Annotated in this window: 23 protein-coding genes; 14 read left to right on the plus strand and 9 right to left on the minus strand. The window is 40.5% G+C overall.

Annotated elements, in window-relative coordinates; genetic code table 11:
* Positions 1-45: 45 nt before the first annotated feature.
* The 4 genes from zwf to J8Z25_RS06235 all read left to right on the plus strand — a co-directional run bounded on the left by zwf (position 46) and on the right by J8Z25_RS06235 (position 7,233).
* Complete coding sequence (zwf, locus tag J8Z25_RS06220; RefSeq protein WP_130051885.1) at positions 46-1,518, plus strand: glucose-6-phosphate dehydrogenase; 1,473 nt, start codon at positions 46-48, stop codon at positions 1,516-1,518.
* Positions 1,519-1,523: 5 nt separating this feature from the next.
* Entirely contained in the window at positions 1,524-2,234 is a 711-nt protein-coding gene (gene pgl, locus J8Z25_RS06225; protein WP_250661855.1) for a 6-phosphogluconolactonase, read from the plus strand.
* Positions 2,235-2,887: 653 nt separating this feature from the next.
* Complete coding sequence (locus J8Z25_RS06230) at positions 2,888-5,482, plus strand: TonB-dependent receptor (protein ID WP_168990027.1); 2,595 nt, start codon at positions 2,888-2,890, stop codon at positions 5,480-5,482.
* Positions 5,483-5,721: 239 nt separating this feature from the next.
* Positions 5,722-7,233: a tryptophan halogenase family protein gene (locus J8Z25_RS06235; protein WP_130051883.1), complete on the plus strand. Its 1,512-nt coding sequence runs from the start codon at positions 5,722-5,724 to the stop codon at positions 7,231-7,233.
* A gap of 38 nt (positions 7,234-7,271) precedes the next feature.
* Here the strand turns inward: J8Z25_RS06235 and J8Z25_RS20840 are convergent, their stop codons facing one another.
* The 3 genes from J8Z25_RS20840 to J8Z25_RS06245 are packed head-to-tail and all read right to left on the minus strand — an operon-like array spanning position 7,272 to position 9,211.
* Positions 7,272-7,424: a DUF6445 family protein gene (locus tag J8Z25_RS20840; RefSeq protein ID WP_350338353.1), complete on the minus strand. Its 153-nt coding sequence runs from the start codon at positions 7,422-7,424 to the stop codon at positions 7,272-7,274.
* Positions 7,425-7,440: 16 nt separating this feature from the next.
* A complete protein-coding gene (locus tag J8Z25_RS06240) occupies positions 7,441-8,538 on the minus strand; it encodes an ISAs1 family transposase (RefSeq protein WP_175081192.1) in 1,098 nt (365 codons plus the stop codon).
* Positions 8,539-8,572: 34 nt separating this feature from the next.
* On the minus strand, positions 8,573-9,211 hold the full coding sequence (locus J8Z25_RS06245) for a DUF6445 family protein (protein WP_250661856.1): 639 nt from the start codon (positions 9,209-9,211) through the stop codon (positions 8,573-8,575).
* 242 nt (positions 9,212-9,453) lie between these two features.
* Between J8Z25_RS06245 and J8Z25_RS06250 the strand changes: the two genes are divergently transcribed.
* Together J8Z25_RS06250 and J8Z25_RS06255 are read left to right on the plus strand one after the other, a co-directional pair.
* A complete protein-coding gene (locus J8Z25_RS06250; RefSeq protein WP_130051881.1) occupies positions 9,454-10,158 on the plus strand; it encodes a SapC family protein in 705 nt (234 codons plus the stop codon).
* 125 nt (positions 10,159-10,283) lie between these two features.
* Positions 10,284-11,318 (plus strand): isoaspartyl peptidase/L-asparaginase family protein, encoded by a 1,035-nt coding sequence (locus J8Z25_RS06255; protein ID WP_250661857.1) that lies wholly within the window; start codon positions 10,284-10,286, stop codon positions 11,316-11,318.
* Between the two features lie 67 nt (positions 11,319-11,385).
* Here J8Z25_RS06255 and queF read toward each other — a convergent pair whose 3' ends face one another.
* Complete coding sequence (gene queF, locus J8Z25_RS06260) at positions 11,386-12,231, minus strand: NADPH-dependent 7-cyano-7-deazaguanine reductase QueF (RefSeq protein ID WP_130051879.1); 846 nt, start codon at positions 12,229-12,231, stop codon at positions 11,386-11,388.
* Positions 12,232-12,290: 59 nt separating this feature from the next.
* Between queF and syd the strand changes: the two genes are divergently transcribed.
* Positions 12,291-12,830 carry a SecY-interacting protein gene (gene syd / locus J8Z25_RS06265; RefSeq protein WP_250661858.1) on the plus strand — a complete coding sequence of 180 codons (540 nt, stop codon included), beginning with the start codon at positions 12,291-12,293 and terminating at the stop codon, positions 12,828-12,830.
* A 50-nt stretch (positions 12,831-12,880) separates the two neighbouring features.
* Here syd and J8Z25_RS06270 read toward each other — a convergent pair whose 3' ends face one another.
* The 3 genes from J8Z25_RS06270 to J8Z25_RS06280 form a co-directional block, all read right to left on the minus strand.
* Positions 12,881-13,654 carry a Zn-ribbon-containing protein gene (locus J8Z25_RS06270; RefSeq protein WP_130051877.1) on the minus strand — a complete coding sequence of 258 codons (774 nt, stop codon included), beginning with the start codon at positions 13,652-13,654 and terminating at the stop codon, positions 12,881-12,883.
* Positions 13,654-13,920, minus strand: coding sequence for a hypothetical protein (locus J8Z25_RS06275; protein ID WP_130051876.1), 267 nt, complete (start codon positions 13,918-13,920; stop codon positions 13,654-13,656). The genes J8Z25_RS06270 and J8Z25_RS06275 overlap by 1 nt, the downstream gene beginning before the upstream one ends.
* Before the next feature lie 154 nt (positions 13,921-14,074).
* Entirely contained in the window at positions 14,075-14,305 is a 231-nt protein-coding gene (locus J8Z25_RS06280) for a DUF2789 domain-containing protein (protein WP_036969581.1), read from the minus strand.
* A gap of 147 nt (positions 14,306-14,452) precedes the next feature.
* On the opposite strand from J8Z25_RS06280, the gene J8Z25_RS06285 reads away from it, so the two are divergent.
* Positions 14,453-15,100, plus strand: a complete 648-nt coding sequence (locus J8Z25_RS06285; RefSeq protein WP_167658497.1) for a GNAT family N-acetyltransferase — start codon at positions 14,453-14,455, stop codon at positions 15,098-15,100.
* A gap of 732 nt (positions 15,101-15,832) precedes the next feature.
* On the opposite strand, the gene J8Z25_RS06290 is transcribed toward J8Z25_RS06285, so the two are convergent.
* Complete coding sequence (locus J8Z25_RS06290; RefSeq protein WP_130051874.1) at positions 15,833-16,132, minus strand: DUF3301 domain-containing protein; 300 nt, start codon at positions 16,130-16,132, stop codon at positions 15,833-15,835.
* Entirely contained in the window at positions 16,133-17,161 is a 1,029-nt protein-coding gene (locus tag J8Z25_RS06295; protein ID WP_250661859.1) for a DUF3549 family protein, read from the minus strand.
* Between the two features lie 126 nt (positions 17,162-17,287).
* Between J8Z25_RS06295 and J8Z25_RS06300 the strand changes: the two genes are divergently transcribed.
* The 6 genes from J8Z25_RS06300 (at position 17,288) to zipA (ending at position 23,881) form a co-directional block, all read left to right on the plus strand.
* Positions 17,288-17,602, plus strand: coding sequence for a YqcC family protein (locus J8Z25_RS06300; protein ID WP_130051872.1), 315 nt, complete (start codon positions 17,288-17,290; stop codon positions 17,600-17,602).
* Between the two features lies 1 nt (position 17,603).
* Positions 17,604-18,377, plus strand: a complete 774-nt coding sequence (truC, locus tag J8Z25_RS06305; RefSeq protein WP_130051871.1) for a tRNA pseudouridine(65) synthase TruC — start codon at positions 17,604-17,606, stop codon at positions 18,375-18,377.
* A complete protein-coding gene (locus J8Z25_RS06310) occupies positions 18,364-18,810 on the plus strand; it encodes a flavodoxin (RefSeq protein ID WP_130051870.1) in 447 nt (148 codons plus the stop codon). Before truC ends, J8Z25_RS06310 begins: the two co-directional genes overlap by 14 nt.
* Before the next feature lie 111 nt (positions 18,811-18,921).
* Positions 18,922-19,653: a TrmH family RNA methyltransferase gene (locus J8Z25_RS06315; protein ID WP_250661860.1), complete on the plus strand. Its 732-nt coding sequence runs from the start codon at positions 18,922-18,924 to the stop codon at positions 19,651-19,653.
* A 60-nt stretch (positions 19,654-19,713) separates the two neighbouring features.
* Positions 19,714-23,115, plus strand: a complete 3,402-nt coding sequence (locus J8Z25_RS06320; protein ID WP_250661861.1) for a chromosome segregation SMC family protein — start codon at positions 19,714-19,716, stop codon at positions 23,113-23,115.
* A 37-nt stretch (positions 23,116-23,152) separates the two neighbouring features.
* Positions 23,153-23,881: a cell division protein ZipA gene (zipA, locus tag J8Z25_RS06325; protein WP_130051867.1), complete on the plus strand. Its 729-nt coding sequence runs from the start codon at positions 23,153-23,155 to the stop codon at positions 23,879-23,881.
* Positions 23,882-23,935: the final 54 nt, after the last annotated feature.

Here is a 23,935-nt window from a genome sequence, read left to right on the forward strand (position 1 = left end):
TGAATGAGTCGATTAACATGGCATTGCCAATGTAGAGAGTGATATATGTTAAATCCATTTGATATCGTAATTTTTGGGGGCGGCGGTGATCTTGCGCTACGCAAGTTACTTCCTGCAATGTATCGCGCTTATCAAGAGGGCAACCTTCCTCAAGGTTCTCGTATCCTGCCTACGGTACGCGAAGAAAGCAAACGTAAAGAATATATCGAAACAGCGCACAAAGCCTTACAGGACTTTTTAGGTAAAGGTGAATACAACGCAAAAGATTGGAAAGCTTTTTCTGCTTACCTTGTGCCAGTTGTATCAAATGTGACTGAAGCAGATGATGACTGGGATAAACTAAGAGATATCCTTAATGAACACGACGCTGATAAGTCTCGTGTTTTTTACCTTTCATTACCGCCTGCAGTATACGGTAGCTGCTGTGAAATTTTATCTAAGAAAGGCCTGATCACAGAAACATCACGTGTTGTTGTTGAAAAACCAATTGGTTACTGTGGTGAATCAGCTGAAGCCATTAATGCGAAAATTGCAGAGTACTTTAGTGAAGAACAAATTTTCCGCATTGATCACTATTTAGGTAAAGAAACTGTACAAAACCTAATGGCATTGCGTTTTTCAAACTCACTGTTTGAAAACCTGTGGGATGCTAAATCAATCGATAACATCCAAATCAGCTTATCGGAAACTGTTGGTTTAGAAAGCCGCGCTGGTTTCTACGATAAAGCGGGTGCATTACGTGATATGGTACAAAACCACTTGCTACAATTACTTTGCCTAGTAGCGATGGAATCACCAAACAAATTAAATGCTAACAGTATCCGCACTGAAAAACTGAAAGTACTTGAGTCGTTACGTCCGTTAGTGGCTGAAGATGTGGATGCGAACATTGTACGTGGTCAGTATGTGCCAGGTAACTTAGACGGTAAAATCGTCCCTGGTTATTTAGAAGAGCTAAACGAAGGCGCAAGTAAAACAGAAACTTTCGTTGCTATTCGTGCGCATATCGACAACTGGCGTTGGGCTGGCGTGCCTTTCTACCTACGTACTGGTAAACGTATGAAAAAGCGTTGTGCTGAAATCGTTGTTGAATACAAAAAAGTTTCACACAATGTTTATACAGACAATGTAGGTAATATTGAGCCAAATCGTCTTGTTATTCGCCTACAACCTGAAGAAACAATTCAATTAACACTGATGTCTAAGCGCCTTGATAATCTTGAGATGCAATTAGAACCAGTGACGATGAACATTGAGTTATCACAGGCATACAGTAATGGTTTCCATTCTGATGCTTATAAGCGCTTAATGTTAGATGCAGCTGCAAATAATCCATCACTGTTTATTCACCGTGATGAAGTTCGTCAGGCATGGAAGTGGATCGACCCAATCATTGAACGTTGGCAAGAAAAAGGTGCACCATCTTTATACCGTGCAGGTACATGGGGCCCAGAAGATGCTGATGAATTGTTAGAAGAAAACAACCATGTATGGTTTAACACAGGCGATAAGGCGTAATTAAGATGGCAACAATTGTTGAAAAATTCTTTGCAAACAAAGACGAATTAACAGCTGAGCTTTCTTCAAGCCTTGAGCAAAGCCTTGTTGCAGGTATTAAAGAAGATGGTCGCGCGGTACTGATGGTATCGGGTGGCTCATCGCCAGCACCTGCTTATAAACACTTATCAAACCTTGACCTTGACTGGGCAAACATTGATGTTGCTATGGTTGATGAGCGTTGGGTTGATGCTGATCATGAAAAAAGTAATGAAGCTTTTATCAAAAGCACGCTATTACAAAACCATGGCGCTGCAGCTAATTTTGTAACAATGAAAAATGACGCATTAACGGCACAAAACGGTGTAGCTGAATGTGAAGCTGCATACAAAGCATTAAAGCGTCCTTTTGATGTGACAATTTTAGGCATGGGTCCTGATGGTCATACGGCTTCTCTTTTCCCTCATGCTGAAGGTCTAGAACACGGCCTTGCGACAGATGATTTAGTATGTCCAATTAACGCTATTGAAAGTGATGTGACTGGTAAAATCACCGAGCGTATGACGTTAACTTTATCTGCTATCGCAGATTCTAAAGTAGTGAAGCTTTTAATTAGCGGTGAAGAAAAACTGGCTGTTTATAAGCAAGCGAAAGAGGGGGGGGCAGTTGCTGATATGCCTTTACGTGCAGTATTGAATCACCCACATATCAATATTGAAGTTTATTGGGCCCCTTAAAAGCAGATTAAACCTAACTTTAAAAGCGAGCTGTTATGCTCGCTTTTTTGTTTTTAAATAATCACTTTTTGTGATTCATTTGAATCAATACGCTTTCTTTAAATAACGCTATAAAGTGTTAGACAAGAACAAAAGGGCTCTATATAATTAAAAATGACAACACTGTCATTGTTATTGATTTTTATTCTCAGTATTCCTTTAGCTCATTCTGCCCAGAAAAAGTTAAAAAAATTTGTCTATGACAGCATGCTTTTGGAAACAAGCAAGTTTATTAAGCTAATTTATTGTTAGTTAAAAGGTTTTATATAACTTTTAGTTATGGTTAATAATTACTCAGTGGAAACTAAAGCTTACAAAAATAGATGTTATTTTTAGTTATTGTCAAAATCTCACTCCTCAGGTCTTTTCATCTGCGATAACAGTCATGCTATATTTGCGCCGTTTATTTGTAACAATTCTTAAAAACTCAATATTAAACATTAGTTATATCAATAACTTGATTATTTTGTTGTAAATTTTTTGCACAAATTAACCAAAAAGATGTAGCACAAATGTAATTTAGAGTGTATGGTTTGTTACTAGATGACAGCGTTGTCATCATCACTGGGCAGAAGTGATATAAAAAACCAACAAAATGATTCAAGGGGAATCCTGTGTTAGCTAAAAATTTTAAGAAAAGCTTATTAGCAGTTAATATCGGCCTCGTAATGAGTGCTGGGTTCACTGGTGCTGCATACGCAGCAGAAGAAACTAAAGTTCAAGAAGATGTTGAAGTAATTGAAGTCCGCGGTATTCGCCGTTCACTTGAAGCTTCAATGAATACTAAGCGCTTTGCTGACAGCGTTGTCGATGCTGTTTCTGCTGAAGATATTGGTAAGTTTCCTGATGGCGATGTAGGTGAAGCACTTGGTCGTATTTCAGGTGTTGCAGTTAATCGTCAATTCGGTCAAGGTCAACAAGTGTCGATTCGTGGTGCTTCAAGCCAATTAACACGCACACTTTTAAACGGTCAAACTGTTGCATCAACAGGTTGGTATGACCAACAATCAATCGACCGTAGTTTCAACTACACACTTTTACCACCTGAACTAGTTGGTGAAATCCAAGTTTATAAATCTTCTCAAGCTGACGTTGTAGAAGGTGGTGTTGGTGGTACGGTTATCGTTAACACTCGTAAGCCGCTTGATCTTGACGCTGGTACGACTTTCTTAAGTGTAAAAGGCGATTACGGCACAATCTCTGAAGAAACAGATCCTCAAGTTTCTGGTTTGTTTAGCTGGAAAAATGATGAGGAAACATTCGGTTTACTAGGTTCAGTATCTTGGGCAGAAACAAATTATCAACGTAACGGTATTGAGTCACTTATCGGCTGGGGTGATATTGTGCCTACTACGTTCCAACAAGAACGTGAGCGTACTGCACTAAATGCAACTTTCCAATATCGTCCTACAGAAAACCTAGAGTTAGGCTTAAACATTATGAGCCTTGAGTTAGATGCAAACAATGCAAACACCTCAAACTTCGTGATGTTCCCAGACGACAAAGAAGCTGCATGTGAGCAAACAAATGCATCTGGTACATGTACTTTCTACCGTCGTACTGGTGAAGGTGCAAACCCGGGTTGGACTCAAACTTGGGCACGTATTGCAAGCATGTCATCTGACACAGCTGATTTCAGCCTTAAATACGAAGGTGAAAATTTCACATTAAAAGGTCGTTTCGGTACAACTGAATCAGAAGGTGGTACAGACCTAACTGCAAACTACGGTAACTTCATTGGTGTTCCATCTGATTATGCTGGTACTTATGATGCAACTGGCGATGTGATAAAAATTGATATTAATAACAAGTACTTTGAACCATCAGACTTTGCAGGTCCATTATCTCCAGCTGGTTGGGCTCTGAAAAAACAACCTAACACAGATGAAGAAACATATGCACAGGTTGATCTATCTTTCCCTGTAGACTTTGGTGCTATTACTGCAATCAAAACAGGTTTCCGTTGGGCAGACCACGAAGTAAAACAAGAAACTTACTCAACTACTTTAGTTGATACATTACCTAGTGGCGATGGTGAGACTTACTACTCAGGTACTATGTCATCAGGTGCTGGTTTCACTTTACCAGAGCCAGATTTTGACAAGATGGTAGCTGATGCACGTGCTGCAATTTCAAGCTTCGATAATGATTCAGCTGTATATCGTTCAGGTTACGGTACAATCGAAGAAGAAAACTTTGCAGTTTACGCAATGGCTGAATTCTCTGCAGAATCTATCCGCGGTAACTTCGGTTTACGTTATATCTCAACAGATGCAGAGTCAGATTACTACGGTTTTGCAAACGGTGAGTACGAGAGTTCACTTAGTACTGATAAAGCAAGCTACAACGACGTATTACCTAGCATCAATATCGCATTTGATTTAGCTGAAGATGTTATTTTACGTACCTCTGCAGCACAAGTTATTGCACGTCCTAACTACACTGATATGTTCTCTGCATCATCTTTTGCAGGTTACGCTGATGGTACAGCAAATAATGAGGTACTAACTAAAGGTAACGTTGGTCTTAACCCATTCAAAGCAACTCAAGCTGATTTAGGTATTGAGTGGTACTTTGATGGTGATGGTATGGTAAGTGCAACTTACTTCTTCAAAGACATCACATCATTTGTTACCTCAAGCCAAATCTTAAATCAACAAATTGGTGTCGTGGACCCTGATACTCAAGGTGATAACTGGACTCTATCTACTAAGCTAAATGCAAGTGGTGGTCAAATCGAAGGTATCGAGCTACAAATTCAAGATGGCTTTGATAGTGGCTTTGGTTACTCAGCAAACTACACATTTGTTGATGCACCATCAGAAGCTGAAAACTACCCAGATATGATCCCATTATTCTCAGATTCGTCTAAGCATACTGTGAACCTTGTGGGTTACTATGAAACAGATACTTACTCAGCTCGTTTAGCTTATAACTGGCGTTCAGAGTACATGATCCGTGAGCTTCCAGGCTTCTACGGTAACCGTGAGCACCAATCATACGGTACACTTGATTTCAGTGCTAACTACAGCGTAACTGATAATATTGACGTAACGTTTGAAGCTGTTAACTTAACTGAAGAAGATAGCGTACAAATCGGTGTTGCTCCTTCAGATGCAGAAGTTGTTCCAGAGCTTCGTAACGGCTACCCAGCATGGAGCTTTGAAGGTGAAGCACGCTACAAGCTAGGTGTATCACTACGTTTCTAATTTGATTTAGATAACGAAATTAAGAAAGCCCAGCTCGTACTGGGCTTTTTTGTGAGTAATACCAATCCGCAATAATACTTAGTTATTTTGAGGGATTAAACCTGTCGCTACCTGCGTTAAAAATTTCTGATTTAGAACAACTAAATAACGAAATTTTTGCCTTGTTATCAACGAGGTTTTATTGCCTCAAAAAAGACCATTTAATTAAGCGAATTGGTATAAAAAGTGGGCGAGTATAAATGATAAAAAAAATCGCAATTGTTGGTGGCGGGACCGCAGGTTGGTTAGCTGCTAACCATTTAGGTCATGCACTGTTACAAAGTGGCATTGAAATTACATTAATCGAGTCACCTAATATTGCCAGCATCGGGGTTGGTGAGGGTACAGTTCCTTCGATGCGTAACTCTTTACAAAAGTTTGGTATCAGTGAAAGTGACTTTATCAATGAATGTGATGTTACTTTTAAGCAGTCAATCAAGTTTGTAAATTGGCTAGATAAACACAAACATGGTGCTAACTTTTACCATCATTTATTTGATCACCCACATATTTTTGGTGAGCAGTTAACACAGCAGTGGCTTGCTGAAGGTAGCGGTAATGATTACGCTGAGTTTGTTTCTAAGCAGCATGCGTGCTGTGAAAATAATTTAGCACCAAAAACAATTGCGACTCCACAATATGCCGGTGTCAACGGTTATGCCTATCATTTTGATGCTAAAAAGTTTGCTGCATTCTTAGGAAGTCATGCCACGCAACATTTTGCTGTTAAACACCTGTTTGCAGAAATTAAAGATGTCACCTGTGATGAGCATGGCTTCATTACACACCTAATCGACTCAGAAGGTACTGCCTTGCAGTTTGACTTTATTATCGATTGCTCTGGTTTTTCGGCTGCCTTTATAGGACAAAAGCTGGGAGTTGGTTTTGTTGATAAATCAGATAGCTTATTAACTGATACTGCAATCACATTGCAAGTGCCTACACAAAGCGATGATGAAATACCGCCCTACACAATTGCAACGGCACATCAAGCAGGGTGGATTTGGGATATTGCGCTTACAGAGCGAAGGGGAGTGGGTTTTGTTTATTCATCTAAGTATATGAGCGACGAACAAGCTCATGAAAAGTTACATCGTTACTTAGGTAACAAATTTGAGCACTTAACGCCAAGAAAGATCCCGATGAAAGTAGGGCACAGAGAAAAAATGTGGCACAAAAACTGTGTCGCCGTAGGGTTGTCGCAAGGGTTTGTTGAGCCACTTGAAGCCACAGCCATTTTAATTGCAGATTTTTCTGCGGGGTTATTAGCCAAACGCTTTCCTCGTACCCGAGATGATATTAACTTAGTTGCTGATGATTACAATCAGCATGTTAATTATGTATGGCAACAAACCTTTGATTTTATAAAAATGCATTACTGTATTTCGGATAGAACTGACTCGGCCTTTTGGCGTGATAACAAAAAAACCGACCAGTTATCAGAAAAACTAAAAAGTAACCTAGCACGCTGGCAGCGCTTTACACCGGTACGAGAAGACTTTGCCAGTAAGTTCGATTTATTTGACTTAGAAAACTACTTATATGTACTGTTTGGTATGCATTATGTACCGGCAAGGCAGCAAACCAAACAGAGCGACAATCAACAAGTTGCTGAATTTAAACAGCAACGCATAAAGCAGTTATTGAATGAGCTACCTGAGCACAGGGAGCTGTTAGATAAAATAAAGAAATTTGGCTTACAGAAGTACTAAATTTCACTTAGATGATCTGGCTATCAAAGCTAGCCAGTTCATTCTATTCTAAAAAAAGAAGAGACAGATAATCGGCTGTTGTTTATGTCATTACTATACTTTTTGGTATTAAAAAGAGCTGCGCTATGCAGTAAGTTACTCTTATAAATTACTAGTCTATTCACTTTGGCTTCTATACAGGGTGAGAGCATACTTTGTTAACAAGTATTAACCAAAGATAAGCTCAGCCCTGAATTCATCGTCAAAACTAGCCCTAACACACTTACTGCGTATCGAGTCTTTACGGCCTTTGTGCTGTTTTACCAGGTTGCGAACAACCCGTCTGAACAGCGCCATATTCTCCGCCGAAATCGGCTCGCTTATCTGGCAAGCGTCTTCCTTAAAGACGACATCCAACACCCAGTGCTGCTGATTTTCTATGTGCCAATGATGGCGGATTGCTTTCTGCAACATCTGTGCATCTGGCTCGACAGAAGTAACATAAAAGTGCGTGTCTATTTTTATTATTGAGTCGGACTTATTGTGCCTTTCGACTGCGACCAACGAAGTAAGCCCTGGCCATTTTTCTTTTATCTCTTTAGGCAGTTTGTCTGCTTTTAGAGCGTAAGTGATCCGTGTTTCCTGACGTCCATGCCCATTGCTGGTTTGTACGTCCTCAGGCAAATCTCCCTCTTCTTCAAAAGCTTTTTCAAAACATGAAGCGACTGCTTTATAAAGCGTTTTCTGATTTGCTTTGACCTGAACCAAATAGTCCGCATCTCTTGAAGTCAGTGCTGAGAGTGTCGCTTTCTGACAATGTAGTGCATCTAGTGTGATGATAGAGTCTGAAATATCGAGCACATCTAATAAGGCCCTAACTGCTGGGATCTCGTTAGATTTACTTTCTACGGTACGCTGATACAAAGTTAAACCAGATTCACAATCAAAAGCGGACACCAAGTGTAAGTTATCCTCACGCTTTTTACTGGCACCACGCAGAGTTTTCCCATCAAATGCAATAATTGGCTTGTCAGATTGAGTTCGTTGCTCGTTAACCCAACTAAGCAGGGCCAAAATCAGAGAGTCAGTTTCCACTGTTTTAAGAATACGAGCAATACTATGTCGCGTTGGAATACCATGTTTAAATGCTCTGAACTGTCGGAGCCAAGACAGCTTGCTGTGTCCAAACACTTCGATATCTTTCCAGCCTTCACAACCAGATAAAACCGCCGAAATGATAAGAAATAAGACATCAGTAAGGTCATGATGTTGATTGATGAAAGAACGCTTATCTTCCACAAGTTCAAGGTGGCTAAATAACGACATAATTAACAAGTAGATAGTGACAATGTGGGCGTTATTAGATCAGAAAAGAGGCGGATGTTAAAGCCTTTTTACAAAGTGCGATCCCGCCGTGGGCTTCTATATTAATCACTTTTTCAAAAAGCTCTGTTGTTTCATTTAAGTAACCTTGATGAGTTGCGCTGTGTTTTTCTGTATCAGCAATCATTTGATGCACACTATTTTGATTATCGGCTGTCACTTTAATAATGTTATCGGGTAAGTATTTGTATATCCCTGTGCCACCCCATTCTTTTGGAGACAAATAATGCACAGCTGCAAATGTTTTATCATCGGTTGAATCAATATGTGGCATACGCTGCAACGTATTTAATTCATTTGCATTTTGAGTAACTAGTGAAAGTTTGCAGCGATGGAGATATAAATTGTTTTTACCACTTGTAATAGTTCCATGTTCTAAAAGCTCGCTAATTAACTGCTCAAAAGCACGATAATAGGGGGCTGGCATTTCATCACGCTTACCTGGGTAGAGTGTTCCATCACTACCAAGAGGCTGAAAGTACGCAGTATTTGCGGCAAAGTGATAAACTGGCTCTAGGTATTTTAAAAAGTCATCAATAATGAACACTGCTTCATTAATTTCAGTAATGAATACACTGCTTACTTTATAGTCTTTATTTAATTGATAGCCTTCCATTGTTTGCCTCACTCATTCCATAATTATTGAATATACTAACAAAAATAGTGGCTTATGAGTGATAATATTTGCATGGTTATAGTTTGTTTTTTCGCCGTTTAAGGTTAATTGATAAGGTAGCTAAATTTGTTAATTTATAATGTACAAACTGCCACAAAATTTTCACTTCCTTTTTGTTGCCAAAACCTATAGGCTTTGGGCACTAACAGCAAAAACATATATAAAATTAATGGAGCAGTATCATGGCGGAGCAACAAGTACAGCCTTTACATAACGAAAAACATGCCAACATTAAAGTTCAAAATGGCATCAACATTGAGTTCATGAAAACTCAGCACTTAGTACCTGTGGTTGCACACGAATTTGCACGCATGGCAAATGAATTCCCAATGGCATTTGTTAAAAACAACGAATCAGGCCAATTCCAAGCAGTTGCTTTATTTGGTCTAGAGCCAGGCGAAAACCTTTTCATTCAAGATGATAAATGGACAGCTGCATTTGCACCTATGTCTATGACTCGTTACCCTCTTGGTCTTGTTAAGCACCCAGAAGCTGATCAGTTTGGTATTGTAATCGACGAAGCAAGCCCGCTTGTAAGCGAAGAAACGGGTAACGCACTTTTCGAAAACGGTGAAGAAACTGAATACCTTAAGCGTCGTAAAGAAGCACTTGTTTCTTTCATCGAGTTTTCTCAGGTAACTGAAGCATTCACTAAATACCTTGCAGATAAAGAACTACTTGTTGCACAAACGCTAACTGTAGAAATCAAAGGTGAGAAAAAAGACATCAACGGTATTTACCTTGTTGATGAGAAAAAACTTAACTCACTAAGCGATGAAGAGTTCTTAGATCTTCGTAAACGTGGCTATTTAGCACCTATCTACTCTTTCTTAACGTCTACTCACCAAGTAGCTCGTTTAGCACGTTTAAAAGCAGCAAAAGCTTAATTTTAAACTGCTAAAGAAAAAGCGCCATTAGGCGCTTTTTTTGTTTCTTTCATCGGTTAATGCTTGAAAAGCAGCGCCGAATTATTCACATTGGGCTTACAACTAAAAGAAATATAAGTGCCCCTATGCTAAAAACATTACTCACCTCAGCCATTGCGCTTAGCGCATTATCATTAAGTACCTTAAGTCACAGTGCCGAGCAGCCCTTTGCTATTGCCATTCATGGTGGTGCAGGGACGATTGAAAAGAGCCGCTTTACTCCAGAGCAAGAAAAAGCTTATCGCGCAAAATTAAAAGAAGCAGTAGAAACAGGCTATACCGTGCTTGAAAAAGGCGGCGAGAGCCTAGATGCCATCACCGCGGCAATTAATGTACTTGAGAACTCTCCGTATTTTAACGCCGGTCGCGGTGCTGTATATACCTATGATGGTGCCCATGAGCTTGACGCATCAATTATGGATGGCCGTACGCGCCAAGCAGGTGCTGTTGCTGGGGTTAAACATATTGAAAACCCCATCAATCTTGCTCGCCTAGTGATGGAAAAATCAGTGCATGTCATGCTCAGTGGTCAAGGTGCAGAAGAGTTTGCAAAAACGCAAGGTATGCCGCTGGTTGAAAACAACCTATTCGATACAGAAAATCGCTACAAAGCGTTATTAAAAGCGAAAGAAAAACTCGATAAACAAAAAGTAACGAGCAAAGATTACCAAGCAGCACACAAAGCGCTACCAGTTAATTATAAAATGGGTACGGTAGGTGCGGTTGCACTTGATAAAAACGGCAATATTGCTGCAGGTACTTCAACCGGTGGTATGACGGCAAAACGCTTTGGCAGAGTAGGCGACGCACCAGTAATTGGTGCAGGTACCTTTGCTGAGAACGAATCATGTGCAGTATCTGCAACCGGCCATGGTGAGTATTTCATTCGTTACAATGTGGCAGCAGACATTTGTGCTCGCGTAAAATACCAAGGTAAAACTATTGTTGAAGCAGGTAACGAAGTGATCCATGATGTTTTAATGCCAGTGGGTGGTACTGGTGGAGTGATCATCATTGATACCAACGGTAATATTAGTTTGCCGTTTAACACTGCCGGAATGTATCGTGCGAGTAAATCAAATACATCACCAACTTATGTGGGTATTTTTAAAGGCGAATAATGGCATTCAGTAGGTGCCAGACATAAAAAACCGAGTTTGTAACTCGGTTTTTATTGCTAATAAGGATTTATTGGCGATTAATCTTCACTTTGAATGGTGTTTCGTCTTGATTCGTTGAGCGATAAGGATTGATATCTAAACCGCCTCGGCGTGTATAGCGGGCATATACTTCAAGCTCTTCGAGATTTAGCTGTTGCATTAAATCACAGTAAATACGCTCTACGCATTGCTCATGAAATTCGTTATGAGTACGAAACGAAATCAAATATTTTAATAAGGCTTCATGGCAAATTGCTTGGCCTTTATAACGAATAATCACACTAGCCCAATCTGGCTGTGAGGTGATCAAACAGTTCGATTTTAGTAAATGGCTGTGTAGTGTTTCTGAGACAATGTCATCACCATGGTGGCGAAGTGAGCTTGCATCAATATCATAGCTCGTAATTTCGATATCAAGGTCATCGATACATTCTCCCGGTAACGCTGTAAATGGTAAACAGTTGAAATCGTCTGCTTGGTATAAATTAACCGTAACAGGCGCATTCACGGCCTCTGACAAGTCTTTACTAAGCGCGTGGTGTACATCTTCAATAGCTGCAAAACGTGTCTGATTAAAACTATTCAGATATAGCTTGAATGATTTTGACTCAATGATGTGACTGCTTTGGCAAGGAAATACAAATATTGCCACAGCGACCATAGGCTTACCCTTGCTATTTAGCCACGATAATTCATAGCCAGTCCAAATATCTTGACCTTTAAATGGTAAGTTATCTTCGCTAACCCCTAATGCATCACGGTTTAGTTTGCGGGCAATAGGAAACAATAAGCTTGGTGTATAGGTATCAACGTACTCTGTGCTTTTACCAAGAACACTGTTTTTCAGTTCGGGTGAGTTGCTGTAATCTGTCATCTTTACACTTTTGTAGTTACAATGGAGGCATTATACCTAAAGCCAATGAGTTTCGCAGTATGTCTGTTTCTACAAAATTAGATAAGTTACATCAAGCATTTAGTGAAAAATGCCTAGAACGCACAGGAAAGCTTCCTGTTATTGAACATGATAAAGCATGGCCAAGTCCATGTGAGCAGGGCGAGGTTGATGAGCAGGGTCTTATTCAGTGGTGTGCAGTCCCACAGCAACCTGCCGGAAGTTTAGATGACTTAGCCAAAGCGCTTGAGTTATCTTTTCCTGATGACTTAAACCCATTGTTTGGTCATTTATATGCGGGTAATTTGTTATTGAGTGTTGATGATCATCACATTGAACTGCTCCAAGCATGGAATGAAGATGATTTTAGCCGCTTACAGCAAAATATTACCGGTCACGTGCTGATGAAGCGTAAGTTAAAGCAACCAGAAACGGTGTTTATTGGCCTGACAGAACAAGATGATTTACTTATTACTGTGCTAGTAGAAAGCGGTGAGGTTTGCTTAGAATACGTAGGTAAGAAACCACATCATGTGTTAGCAAATAGCATTAGTGAATTTTTAGATAAAGTAACGGTTTAACTGTTTGGTTAAAAAGGGGCTATTGCCCCTTTTTTGTGTTTGAAAGCAAGTTATTGAAAATCCCACGATATATTAGAAACAATACCGCAAGGCTCACAACAAAAATCAAATAAACCAAACCAAGGTTCAGATAATTTCCAGTCGCCATCACAGCTTGGGCAGCGACGTTTTAGCTCTGACTCTTTATCCACTCCGCCAACACGATATAAATAATAATAAACCGGCTTCTTTGTTAAGTAACTAATACGCTTAGTGATATCGCGACCACGGCGATATAAGTCACTGTTGATGCTAGTCAGCTCTTCAAGAGCAGGAAATTCACAACGGGTAGCACCATTAATCTGAATTTGATCGCATGCTTGCCAGTCTTCTTGCCATTTTATCAGTGTTTTGTAATCGCCATTGGCAATCGCCGGAATACGAAATAACGGTACGGGTAAAAAGTCATCACCGCAATAAAGAGGGCTGCAGGTGTGAACATAAGTGGTATATAAAATATAGCATGAGGGGTCATTACACATGTCTGCGCCATTTGAGTGAATGTCTTGGCCGACCACTTTAACTTTTGGTGCTAGTAATCCTGCAGTGTTTAATTGCTCAATACTGTGCTTTACAAACGGGCTATGATTAAGTGGATGCATTGCATCTTCGGTTGGGCACATCACTCGGGTAATAAAAAATCCATCCTTTAAAACGGTTGGAAATTCGTCACCAATAATTTGGCCGTTAAAACGAAGTGCATTGACCAGGCGATTTATCGCCTGCTCAGCAAGTTCTAAGGTAGTATCTTGGTAGCAATCAAAAGTCAGATCGACAACAAACATTATTTCTTCTCAAGCAGTGCTAATAACCTATCCAATTTAGCTTCAATACGATCCAATTGACTTTCTTTTGGTGTAATTAGTTGCTCATTCGACGGGTTATTTATGAAATTATTAATTGAATCCGGGTTGTTTTTATATTGGCTAACAGCTGCGATGATCACAGGCATCGGCATTGGTTGAGTTAGCTTACTTTTGGTTAAGGCAACTGTCGGGGTTTTACCTTCATCAAGAAGGGTTTTAATTGCATCAAATACAACGGCATTCATTTTTGTGTTAACTCTTTAATAAAGACTAAAAAGCACCGCAGTATATGGGCTGCAGTGCGCGCGTATGGTAGCAATAATAGATGTGGAGTGAAATTACTTTCCTTATTTACGAGCTAAAAATTGTAATTCGAGCTCGTAAATAAGTTAGCTGGAGTTACTGGCGTAACCTTGCATCTAATTCATCAATCACTTCACTCCAAGCACCATCTTCAGCAAGTGATTCTGCTAAAAAGTGTTGCTGAGCTTCATCCCAAAAAGGTGCCTCCTGCAATAGGGTCGTATCAGACAGTTGATGTGATGCTATAAAAGCATCTATTTCACTTTCTTTGCTTGGCAAACCAAGTTGTGCAAATAGTGTCGAAATGTCATGTTTTGTCGTATCCATAGTTCTGCTCCTTGTGTATGGCGATAATTATTACTGCTTGAACTTAATGATGATGAACAGCAGTTTAACTTACGCTGAATTTGTCTTTAATCGCAGTAGGGTATATACCTTATAGTCTAGTACTAAAATAATAAAACAAATAAAAGGATGAGTATTTTGACAGTTGCTGAACCCGAAACCTTAAGTGTGCAATACCTAAGTGCTGAAGATATTAGCACTGCTGCAAGCCTTATTTATCAGGCTTATCATGATGACCCTGTTCTTCAGAATGTACTAGGTTTTCAAAAAGATAGCCCAAGTAAATATGAAACTAAATTACGTGCTTTGGTGCGTGAAGAGCTGGCAAGTTTTTGGCAAGAAAAACAGCCATTAATAGGCCTTTACTCGCAAAGTAGATTAAAAGCGATTGCTTGTGTATTTGATTCTGCAAGTGAACTACAAGCTGAACGATATTGGCATTGGCGCTTAAAGTTGATGCTCAGTGCAGGCTATTTACAGACAAATCAGCTTATAGAAAAAGAGCGCACTATCCGTGAAGCTCTTTCGAGCAAAGGTCATTATTTGTTTTTAGCCTTCATTGCCGTTGACCCACACTTTCAGGGACAAGGCTTAGGGCGCTATTTGCTTCGTGGTCTTAATGATTTAGTTGAATCAAGCAATCAAGCAAGCGGGTTAGCAGTATTTGTTACCCGCCCTGAGCAACGTGAATTTTTTAGCTCTGAAGGGTTTGACGTATTCAAGGGTCTTAGTTTTAATCAAGTCGAAGGAGATTTGATGTTTAAAGCTGCAAATTGATGAAAGGACGTTTTGGAAATAGCAATGTGAGATAAGTCTTACATTGCTGTGCGCATTGTCAGTTTAATGCTGTTATTTTTGTACCTAAAATCGTTCATCTTAGTGATTTTAAAGGGTTTATTGTTTTTGTCTTTTTTGTGACATGGAAAAAATTACTTTTTATGCCTATCAAGAATTCCTCGTTTCTCTAAACTTAACAATGTCAGTAAGACACAGGTTCAATGATTGAACTGATGCCAAGGATTAGGATTATGGCAACAAAGCAAGATGCTTAGCAGGAAGCAAAGGGACAAGAGCTAGGGAAGCAAGGAAGAACGAGGACACTGCCAGGATGCAGTACAATCGCGGAGCGATTGAAAAGGACTGACCAAAGGATGATTTTAGCAGGAAGCTAAAAGGAGCGTTTGGAAAACGAAGTGGATAGCCATTGACGGCAAGAGGACGGCACTAGGATGTGTTAAATGTTACATGAAGTAGCATGGTGGGTGTATCGGATGTATACCCGTTCAGGGGAAAGATAAAAAGGCAGCTTCGGCGTAAGTAAGGATACTTAATCATGGAAGTAGCAAGATTGGGGCGTGGCTAATAGCTACGCCTTAGTTCTTTATAGGGTTTGCATTTTTCGCAGTAACAGTTAATTTGTAAAACTCGCAACTCGCAACTCGCAACTCGCAACTCGCAACTCGCAACTCGCAACTCGCAACTCGCAACTCGCAACTCGCAACTCGCAACTTAAATCTTATGGGGCGGTATTACTACACTTTTAAGCATTTCATTTTCCATGATCAAAACACCTTGATACACGCTTTGTCCATCACTTGAAAACTCAAAAATAAACTCGCTTTTAATGCCTGGTTTACCGCTTTTTAAAATGCCAATTCTGCGTTTGTTACAAGCAACACTCATCAATTGCACATTCAATTGCTCAATTTGTCTCTGCGCATGAAGGTTAGCAGCTTCGGCTACTTTTCTGTTTAACCAAAAAAAATAGATGATGCTGCCAATGATGATGAGTGTCCACAAACCTGCCATTTACGAAAATAACCTTCCAATTGCTCGAGCGAGTGTTTCGCTACGATTTTCTTGTCTTAATAAACCAAGTAGGTGAGGGCGAATACTAGGAATTGCAACTAAATCGGTGAAAATACTCACAAACAGCTGCTCAATCTCAGTATGGTGCGCACAGCAATCCATAAACACATGTAAGCGGTCAGGGTCTTCTAGCGTTCTAAAACAACGCCCTGCAATCGTTAATAGTACATCAGAGTGGCTATTCATATCCGAGCGTAATACAGCATCAACAAGTTGTGCAGTTAAACCTTGCGCCGGTGTTTTTGATAAACTTCTAAGAGCTGCGACAAGGGCGATGTCGTCTTTATGCTCTTTGGCATTTAAACCATAGGCTAACAATTGCTCTGCAAACACGGGTTCGATTGCAACATGTTCAAGCATGGCACTAAGCGGCTGTAATACTTCTACAGGTAATTGCCCCCAAGCTGCTTGTAGGTTCGCTAAGTTGTTGTCGTTATCTAAACGCATTGCAAAATCAGCAATACCTTGTACTGCAACACTTTGCCAATTATCAAAACCAAGCTTGCCTGAAAAATAAAGCTGAGCATATTCGTAATACTGTGAGGCACTTTGTTTAAGTAAACATTTAACCTGCGCATTAAATGCTGCTAGCTTGTTCGCGTTTGGCGTAAATACATACGGATTGTTATCTAGTTTGCCTTCGGCATTTTCACTGGTAATTTCAGTGCCGAGTGCTTCAATTACCATATTCGCGAAGTGGTCGCGGCTTGCGCTTACTAGGCGGCTTTGCTCATCTAGTGGGAATTTTAAAAACCATACATAAGGTTCTTTAGACGCTTTTACATCCCAAAATTGAATAGCAAGCCAAGCATGACCAGCAAGCGGGTATGGGTAAGGGATTTTTGTCTCTTCAATGGCAAGAAATTGTTTTTTGTCTAATTTAGTGATGTGTCTGCCAATATCGAAGGCACGCCAAGTGGTACCTGCTGCATCCAGAAGTTGCCCTAAAGTGGCGATCTGCTCAGTCATAAAATCTCAATTACCGTTATTAATCTATATCAGTCGTGAATTATACGCCATACCATGGCGCCTTGGAACAGGGTATACTAGGGTCTGTTTACCTTCCCTAAGTAAAAAGGTATTAAGAGTTTTACAATGCATCAACAGACTTTGGCGCTGCTGCGCGAATTAGAATCCACATTACAACGCCATTCATTTTGGCAAACAACAGCCATTGACCCAAGTGCGCTCAATTCAAGTGTACCGTTTTGCCACGACACTATGGCCTTTGAGCAATGGCTGCAATTTGTTTTTCTTGAAAAAATGCATACCTTAATTGCACATGCTCAGCCTTTACCCCGTAATTTTGCAATTGCACCTATGGCTGAAATGATGCTGGCACAACACAGTGGCGGAAATGATGTGATTACCGTTTTACAAAAACTCGATCAACTTTTAAGTGATAACTAACATGCAAGAGATTGTTAAGCCACAATTTGACGAGTTAACGATTTTGTACCGCGATGAAAATTACATTGCGATTGATAAACCGTCAGGTTTATTGGTTCACCGTTCGTTTTTAGATAAACACGAAACCCAATTTGCTATGCAAATGCTGCGTGACCAAATTGGTCAACACGTGTTTCCTGTACATCGTTTAGATAGACCAACGTCCGGCGTATTGCTGTTTGCGTTAAGTTCAGAAGCAGCCCGTGACATGAACCAGTTATTTATTGATGGGCAAATTGAAAAACGTTACTTAGCTTTAGTCAGAGGCTTTTTAAACGAATCAATCTTCTTAGATAAACCTTTAAAAGAAGAGCTTGATAAAATTGCCGATAAGTTTGCTGATCAAGATAAAGCACCGCAAGAAGCACAAACGCAATTTCATTGCCTGCACCAAGCAAGCTTACCTATTCCAATAGGTAAGTACCCAACAGTTCGTTACTCGCTGGTGGAGTGTTTTCCAAAAACTGGTCGCAAGCATCAAATTCGTCGTCATTTAAAACATTTATCATTGCCTATTATTGGTGATGTAAATCATGGTGATAATCAGCATAATCAATTTTTTAGAGAGCATTTTCAGCTTCGTCGTTTAATGTTATTTGCCTCTGAATTAAAGTTTGTGCACCCTTATAGCAAGCAACCAATAACAATTAAAGCGCCATTAGGCGATGCAATGTTAACGATTTGCCAGCAACTTGGCTGGCCAACAGAAGAAAAGGATTATTATGGCAACCATTAGTATTTTTGTCGGCAGTGTTTACGGCGGTGCCGAGCGCTTAAGCGAACAAGTTATTGAAGTCATTGAAAAGTCAGAGCATCAAGCGCAATTAGTTGAAAATGGCACGGTTGATGACATGCTGGCAGCGTCACATATTTTAGTGATCACATCAACGACGGGTCAGGGGGATATTCCTGATAACTTAGTCGCTTTATACAGCCAACTGAATGATCAATTCCCTATGTTAACAGGCAAGCAATACGGCATTATTGCTATGGGTGACCGTAGCTATGGCGATACGTTTTGTGGCGCAGGTCGCAGTTTTGATGAGCTGTTTCGTGATTTACAGGCAAAACCTGTTGGTCATCGTTTAGAAATTGATGCCTGTGAAGATTTTGAGCCTTGGCCTGTTACTGAGCCATGGTTAAATGAATGGCTGACAAAAATTAGCTAGTGTCCCTTAAAAGTGCTGATTGAATAAGCAATTGGCACTTTCCCCTTGGTTTTTCGAGTACAGAATCTGTGACCTTGGTGATATACTAGAACATCATTTTATGAGGCTGTTATGATTTCAAAAAACCAACTGAAACTAATTCGTGCATTAGGTCAAAAGAAATACCGAAAGCAATATAACCAGTACCTTGTTCAAGGCGAAAAAAATGTACTTGAATTACTAAACAGTGGTTTAAGTGTTGCCCATATTTTTGCGACCCCTGCATTTATTTCTGCGCACCAATCTGCGCTTGCAGCCCATCAAGTCATTGAAGCAGACGAAGACAGCCTAACTAAAGCCAGTACGCTCGTTAGTAACAACGCCGCAATTGCTGTTGTTGATATGCCAAGTCAGCAATCGTTACCAACATCAGGACTTATTTTAGCCCTTGATGGTGTGTCGGATCCGGGTAATTTGGGCACGATTATTCGTGTTGCTGATTGGTATGGTATTAAGCATATTGTTACAAGCGCAGACAGTGCGGATGCTTATAACCCGAAAACTATTAGCGCAACCATGGGTTCATTTGCTCGCGTGTGTGTCTCGCAAACTGACTTAAGCAATTACTTGTCTAGTTTAAACCTTCCTGTGTATGGTGCATTTTTAGAAGGTGAGAACATCCACAAAACCGCTCTAAAGCAAGATGCGGTTTTACTTATGGGCAGTGAATCTCATGGTATACGTGCTGATTGCGAAAGCTTAGTTACTGATAAAATAACCATTCCGGCTTATGGCCAAGCAGAATCGCTTAATGTAGCCATGGCAACGGGTATTATTTTAGATAATTTTAAGCGCCACGCTTAACCTTTTACCCTAAAATGGGTTAAATTGAAGAATAACAATAAAAATCGGTAAAACAATTAGATGCGCTTAAGCACCATAAAATTAGCGGGTTTCAAATCGTTTGTTGAACCCACTAAGATCCCATTTCCTGATCAGATGACGTGTGTTGTCGGCCCGAACGGCTGTGGCAAATCAAATGTCATCGATGCAGTGCGTTGGGTGCTAGGTGAAAGCTCAGCTAAAAACTTACGTGGCGATGCCATGACCGATGTTATTTTTAATGGCTCTACTAATCGAAAACCTATTTCGCAAGCCTCTGTTGAATTAGTTTTTGATAACACTAGTGGTCACCTTCCAAATACCTTTGCTGATCGAAACCAAGTGGCGATTAAGCGTTTAGTGACGCGAGATGGCCAGTCAATTTATTTCCTAAATGGCAGTAAATGCCGTAAGCGTGATATTACCGATATCTTTTTAGGCACTGGTCTTGGCCCGCGCAGCTATGCGATTATTGAGCAGGGCATGATCTCGCGTTTAATTGAGAGCAAACCGGCTGATTTACGAGTTTTTTTAGAGGAAGCCGCGGGGGTTTCAAAGTACAAAGAGCGTCGTCGTGAAACGCAAACCCGCATTAAAAGTACCCGCGAAAACCTTGAACGTTTACTTGATGTAAGACAGGAATTACAAACACAGCTTGATAAGCTTGCGGTGCAATCAGTAGATGCTAAAAAATACCGAGAGCTAAAAGCCACTGAGCGCACCTTAAAAGGGCAAATTGCGGTTTTAAAGTGGCAGAAGTTACACCAACAACAAATCGAGAAAGCTGAGCAAATTAATAAACTTAAAGAGCAAATCAAGTTCTTTAAAGAAGCGCATTCTGGCCATGATGATGTTTTAGCAAGTCTTGAAAATCAGGTGCAGCTTGAGCAGCAAAAACTGCAAGACGCACAGCAGGCTCAGCATCAAACACACACTGATTTGACGCGCAAAGAGCAGCAACAGATCAGCTTAAAGCAGCAACAGCAAACACTTAGCCAAAACCTTATCAAACAGCAACAACTGCAGTTACAAAATAAAGAGCTGCAAGAAGAGCAACACGCCTCAGCCGCCATTTTACAAGAGCAGCTACAAGAAGCGATTGAGCAAAGTTTGTTGTGCGCTGAGCAAGTAGCAGAGGTTGAAGAACAAGTTGCTTTGCAACAGCAAAGCACGCAAAGTGCTAATGAGCAATATCAAAGCGTATTACAGAAAAATCAAGCTCATAGCAGTGATATTACTGTCGCAAAAAGTCAGCTAAGGCATTTTGCACAGACACTTGCACAACTTGAATCTCAGCAGGCACAACTCGCCGCTGAAATTAGTGAGCTTGAAGCCACCCCAGTTGCAGCACAAATTGCTGAGCAGCAACAGCATATTCAAACATTGACAAAAGAACTTGCGCAGCAGCAAAGTGCGCTGAATAAGCTAACTCATAATCTAGAACAAGCTGATAAAGAGCAACAGCACTTAGAACAGGATTTTAGGCGGGTTCAACAGCACAGTAATGAAAATAGAGCCAGCATTGCTGCGCTTAATTCCTTGCTAGTAGAGCAAACTGACAGCGGGAGTGTCTCTTTATTAGCGCAGTTAAAAGTTACTTCTGGCTTTGAGCCTTTAGTTGAGCAAGCTCTGCTAGGTCTAGAGCATCTAAAGGTGAATCAACATAAAGAGGCTAACAGTGTTTGGCCTGCGACTGATAGTGCTGCGTTACCAAAAGAGTCATTAGCTAATTATATCGAAACGGGTGTTTACCCTGATTTATTAGCACGGTTTGCTTTTCAACCCCATTTTGATGAAGCTATTTTAGCGGATCCTTTTTGGTTAGCTGTTATTGATGAAGAAGGCCATATTCATGGGCGTAACTTTCACTCTAATGCCAATAAAGACGCCGATAATTCATTGCTTTTAAAGCATGCCCAGCTCAGTGATGCACAGCAGTTAGATGAAGAACTCAACGAGCAATTAGAAACAAAGCAGCAATTGCTAAATGAGCATCTAGCACATAAGAAAATGCTTATCGCTGACAAAGAGCAATACAGAGAGCGAATTCACCAAGCGGCTCAGCAGATAGCATCGGCCAGCACGCGACGTGACATGTTGCTAGAGCAGCAAACGCAGTGGCAAAACCAGCTTGTAAAGTTACAGCAGCGTCAAACTTTATTGGCTGAGCAAAAGCAAAATGCCGATGAGCAGCAACAAACTCAGCAGTGTTTACTTGAACAATTGCTAGAGCAGCAATTAGAACTTGAAATTGAGTTAGAGCAAGCAAAACACCAGCAAACTGAGGCAAATAACCGTTATCGCCAAGTTGCTTCTCAGCTTGAGCAATATAAAACTCAGGCGCATCAAGCAAACTTGGCTGAGCAAAAAGCTCGCAGTGAGTGTCAACTTAGCGAAACTAAATTGCAACACGCCAATGCAGCGCAAAATGCTGCGAGTGAAGCGGTATTAGAGCTCAACGAGCAGCTAGAAGAATTAGTGATCCCGCTTGAAGAGGTGACAGAGCAAATTATGCTACTGCTTGAAAAGCATCAACAAAGTGATGTTGAGCTGAAAAACTTGCAAGCGGCCTTGAGTCAAGCTAAAAAGGAGCTTGCTGATAAGCAAACAGCGCTGAAATCATCGCAATCTGAGCTAGTTACGCTACAAGAGCAGTTGCAAGCATTAGCACTGGATGAGCAAAGTTTAATCGTTAAAGCTCAAGCGGCTTTAGAGCCACTTGCAGAACTGGAACAAAATTTAAAAACAGTACTTGAAGAATTGCCTGACAATGCCAATTTAAATAGCATGCAAACTAGGCTGACAAAAACCACACAAGCTTTAAATGAGCTCGGCGCGGTGAATTTAGCGGCAATTGATGAGTTTGAGCAGGCTAAACAACGCAGCGATTATTTAAATCAGCAACTTGATGATTTAACGCAAGCGCTAAATACCCTGGAAGGGGCGATTCAAAAAATAGACCGAGAAACAAAAAACCGTTTTAAGGCGACGTTTGAACAAGTAAATACAGACTTTGGGGAATTATTCCCGAAAGTATTTGGTGGTGGCAGTGCTTACCTCGAATTGACCAGTGATGATCTACTTGAAAGTGGGGTGAGCATCATGGCTAGACCACCAGGAAAGAAAAATTCGACAATTCACCTGCTTAGTGGTGGAGAAAAAGCGCTGACCGCATTATCATTGGTGTTTTCAATATTCAGGCTCAATCCAGCTCCATTCTGTATGCTAGATGAAGTGGATGCACCATTGGATGATGCGAACGTGGGTCGTTTTTGCCGTTTGGTAGAAGAGATGTCACAATCAGTACAATTTATTTATATTAGTCATAACAAAATTGCTATGGAAATGGCAGGCAGGTTGACTGGTGTAACTATGGCTGAGCCAGGCGTATCTCGTATGGTGGCTGTAGATATAGAACAAGCTGTGCAAATGGCACAAGCATAAAATTTAATTAGGCATATCAAATAATAAAGGTGAGGGGATGGCCGAAGAATTAAGATGGGCTTTAATCGTAATCAGTGTATTTGTCATTGGTGGTTTATTAATTCACGGCTTATGGTCGGTGCGAAAAAAGGACAGTCCAGATGCGCCTTCAGTGGAACGGGTTGAACCAACTGAAACAACCAGTGAAGTTCAAGAACCAACGAAAGCAATGTCACAAGAGCGTGATGAACCAGAGTTTGGTGATTTAAGCTTTTCAGCAGAAAGTCACGATGAACCGGTTGTTTCAGAAGAAGTGGTTGAAGAAACTGAGATTCAGCAAGAGGAAACAGATCAAGAGCAAGCAGATGCTCAAGGACCAAGTGATTTCATTATTGTGCATTTACAAATGCCAGAAGGCTTAACCATGGCTGGCAGCCAACTATTACCAGCTGTTAATATGTTAGGTTTTAAGTACTCTGAAGAAGGTTTCTTTAACCGTCATTTAGACCCAGCAGGCACTGGTCCTGTTTTATTCCGTTTAGTGAATATGTATAACCCTGGCACGTTCGATATTGATAATATGGAACAATTTAGCACTGCGGGAATTAGCTTATTTATGACCCTTCCATGTGATGGTGATGGTCTAAGTGCATTTAATATGTTGCACAGTGCAGCTAAAAAGTTAGCCGATGAATTTGGCGCAACTATTTTAGATAGCAACCGTGAAGAAATGACGGTTGAAAGCGTTCGTGAGTATGTTGAGAAAGTTCGCAGCTTTTCAGCTTAATCGCACGCACAGATGATAAGTATTAGGCCACTTGGCGTTAAGTCGTCTAAGTGG

The sequence above is a fragment of the Pseudoalteromonas sp. SCSIO 43101 genome, from assembly GCF_023650775.1.
In the GTDB taxonomy this organism is placed as follows: domain Bacteria; phylum Pseudomonadota; class Gammaproteobacteria; order Enterobacterales; family Alteromonadaceae; genus Pseudoalteromonas; species Pseudoalteromonas apostichopi.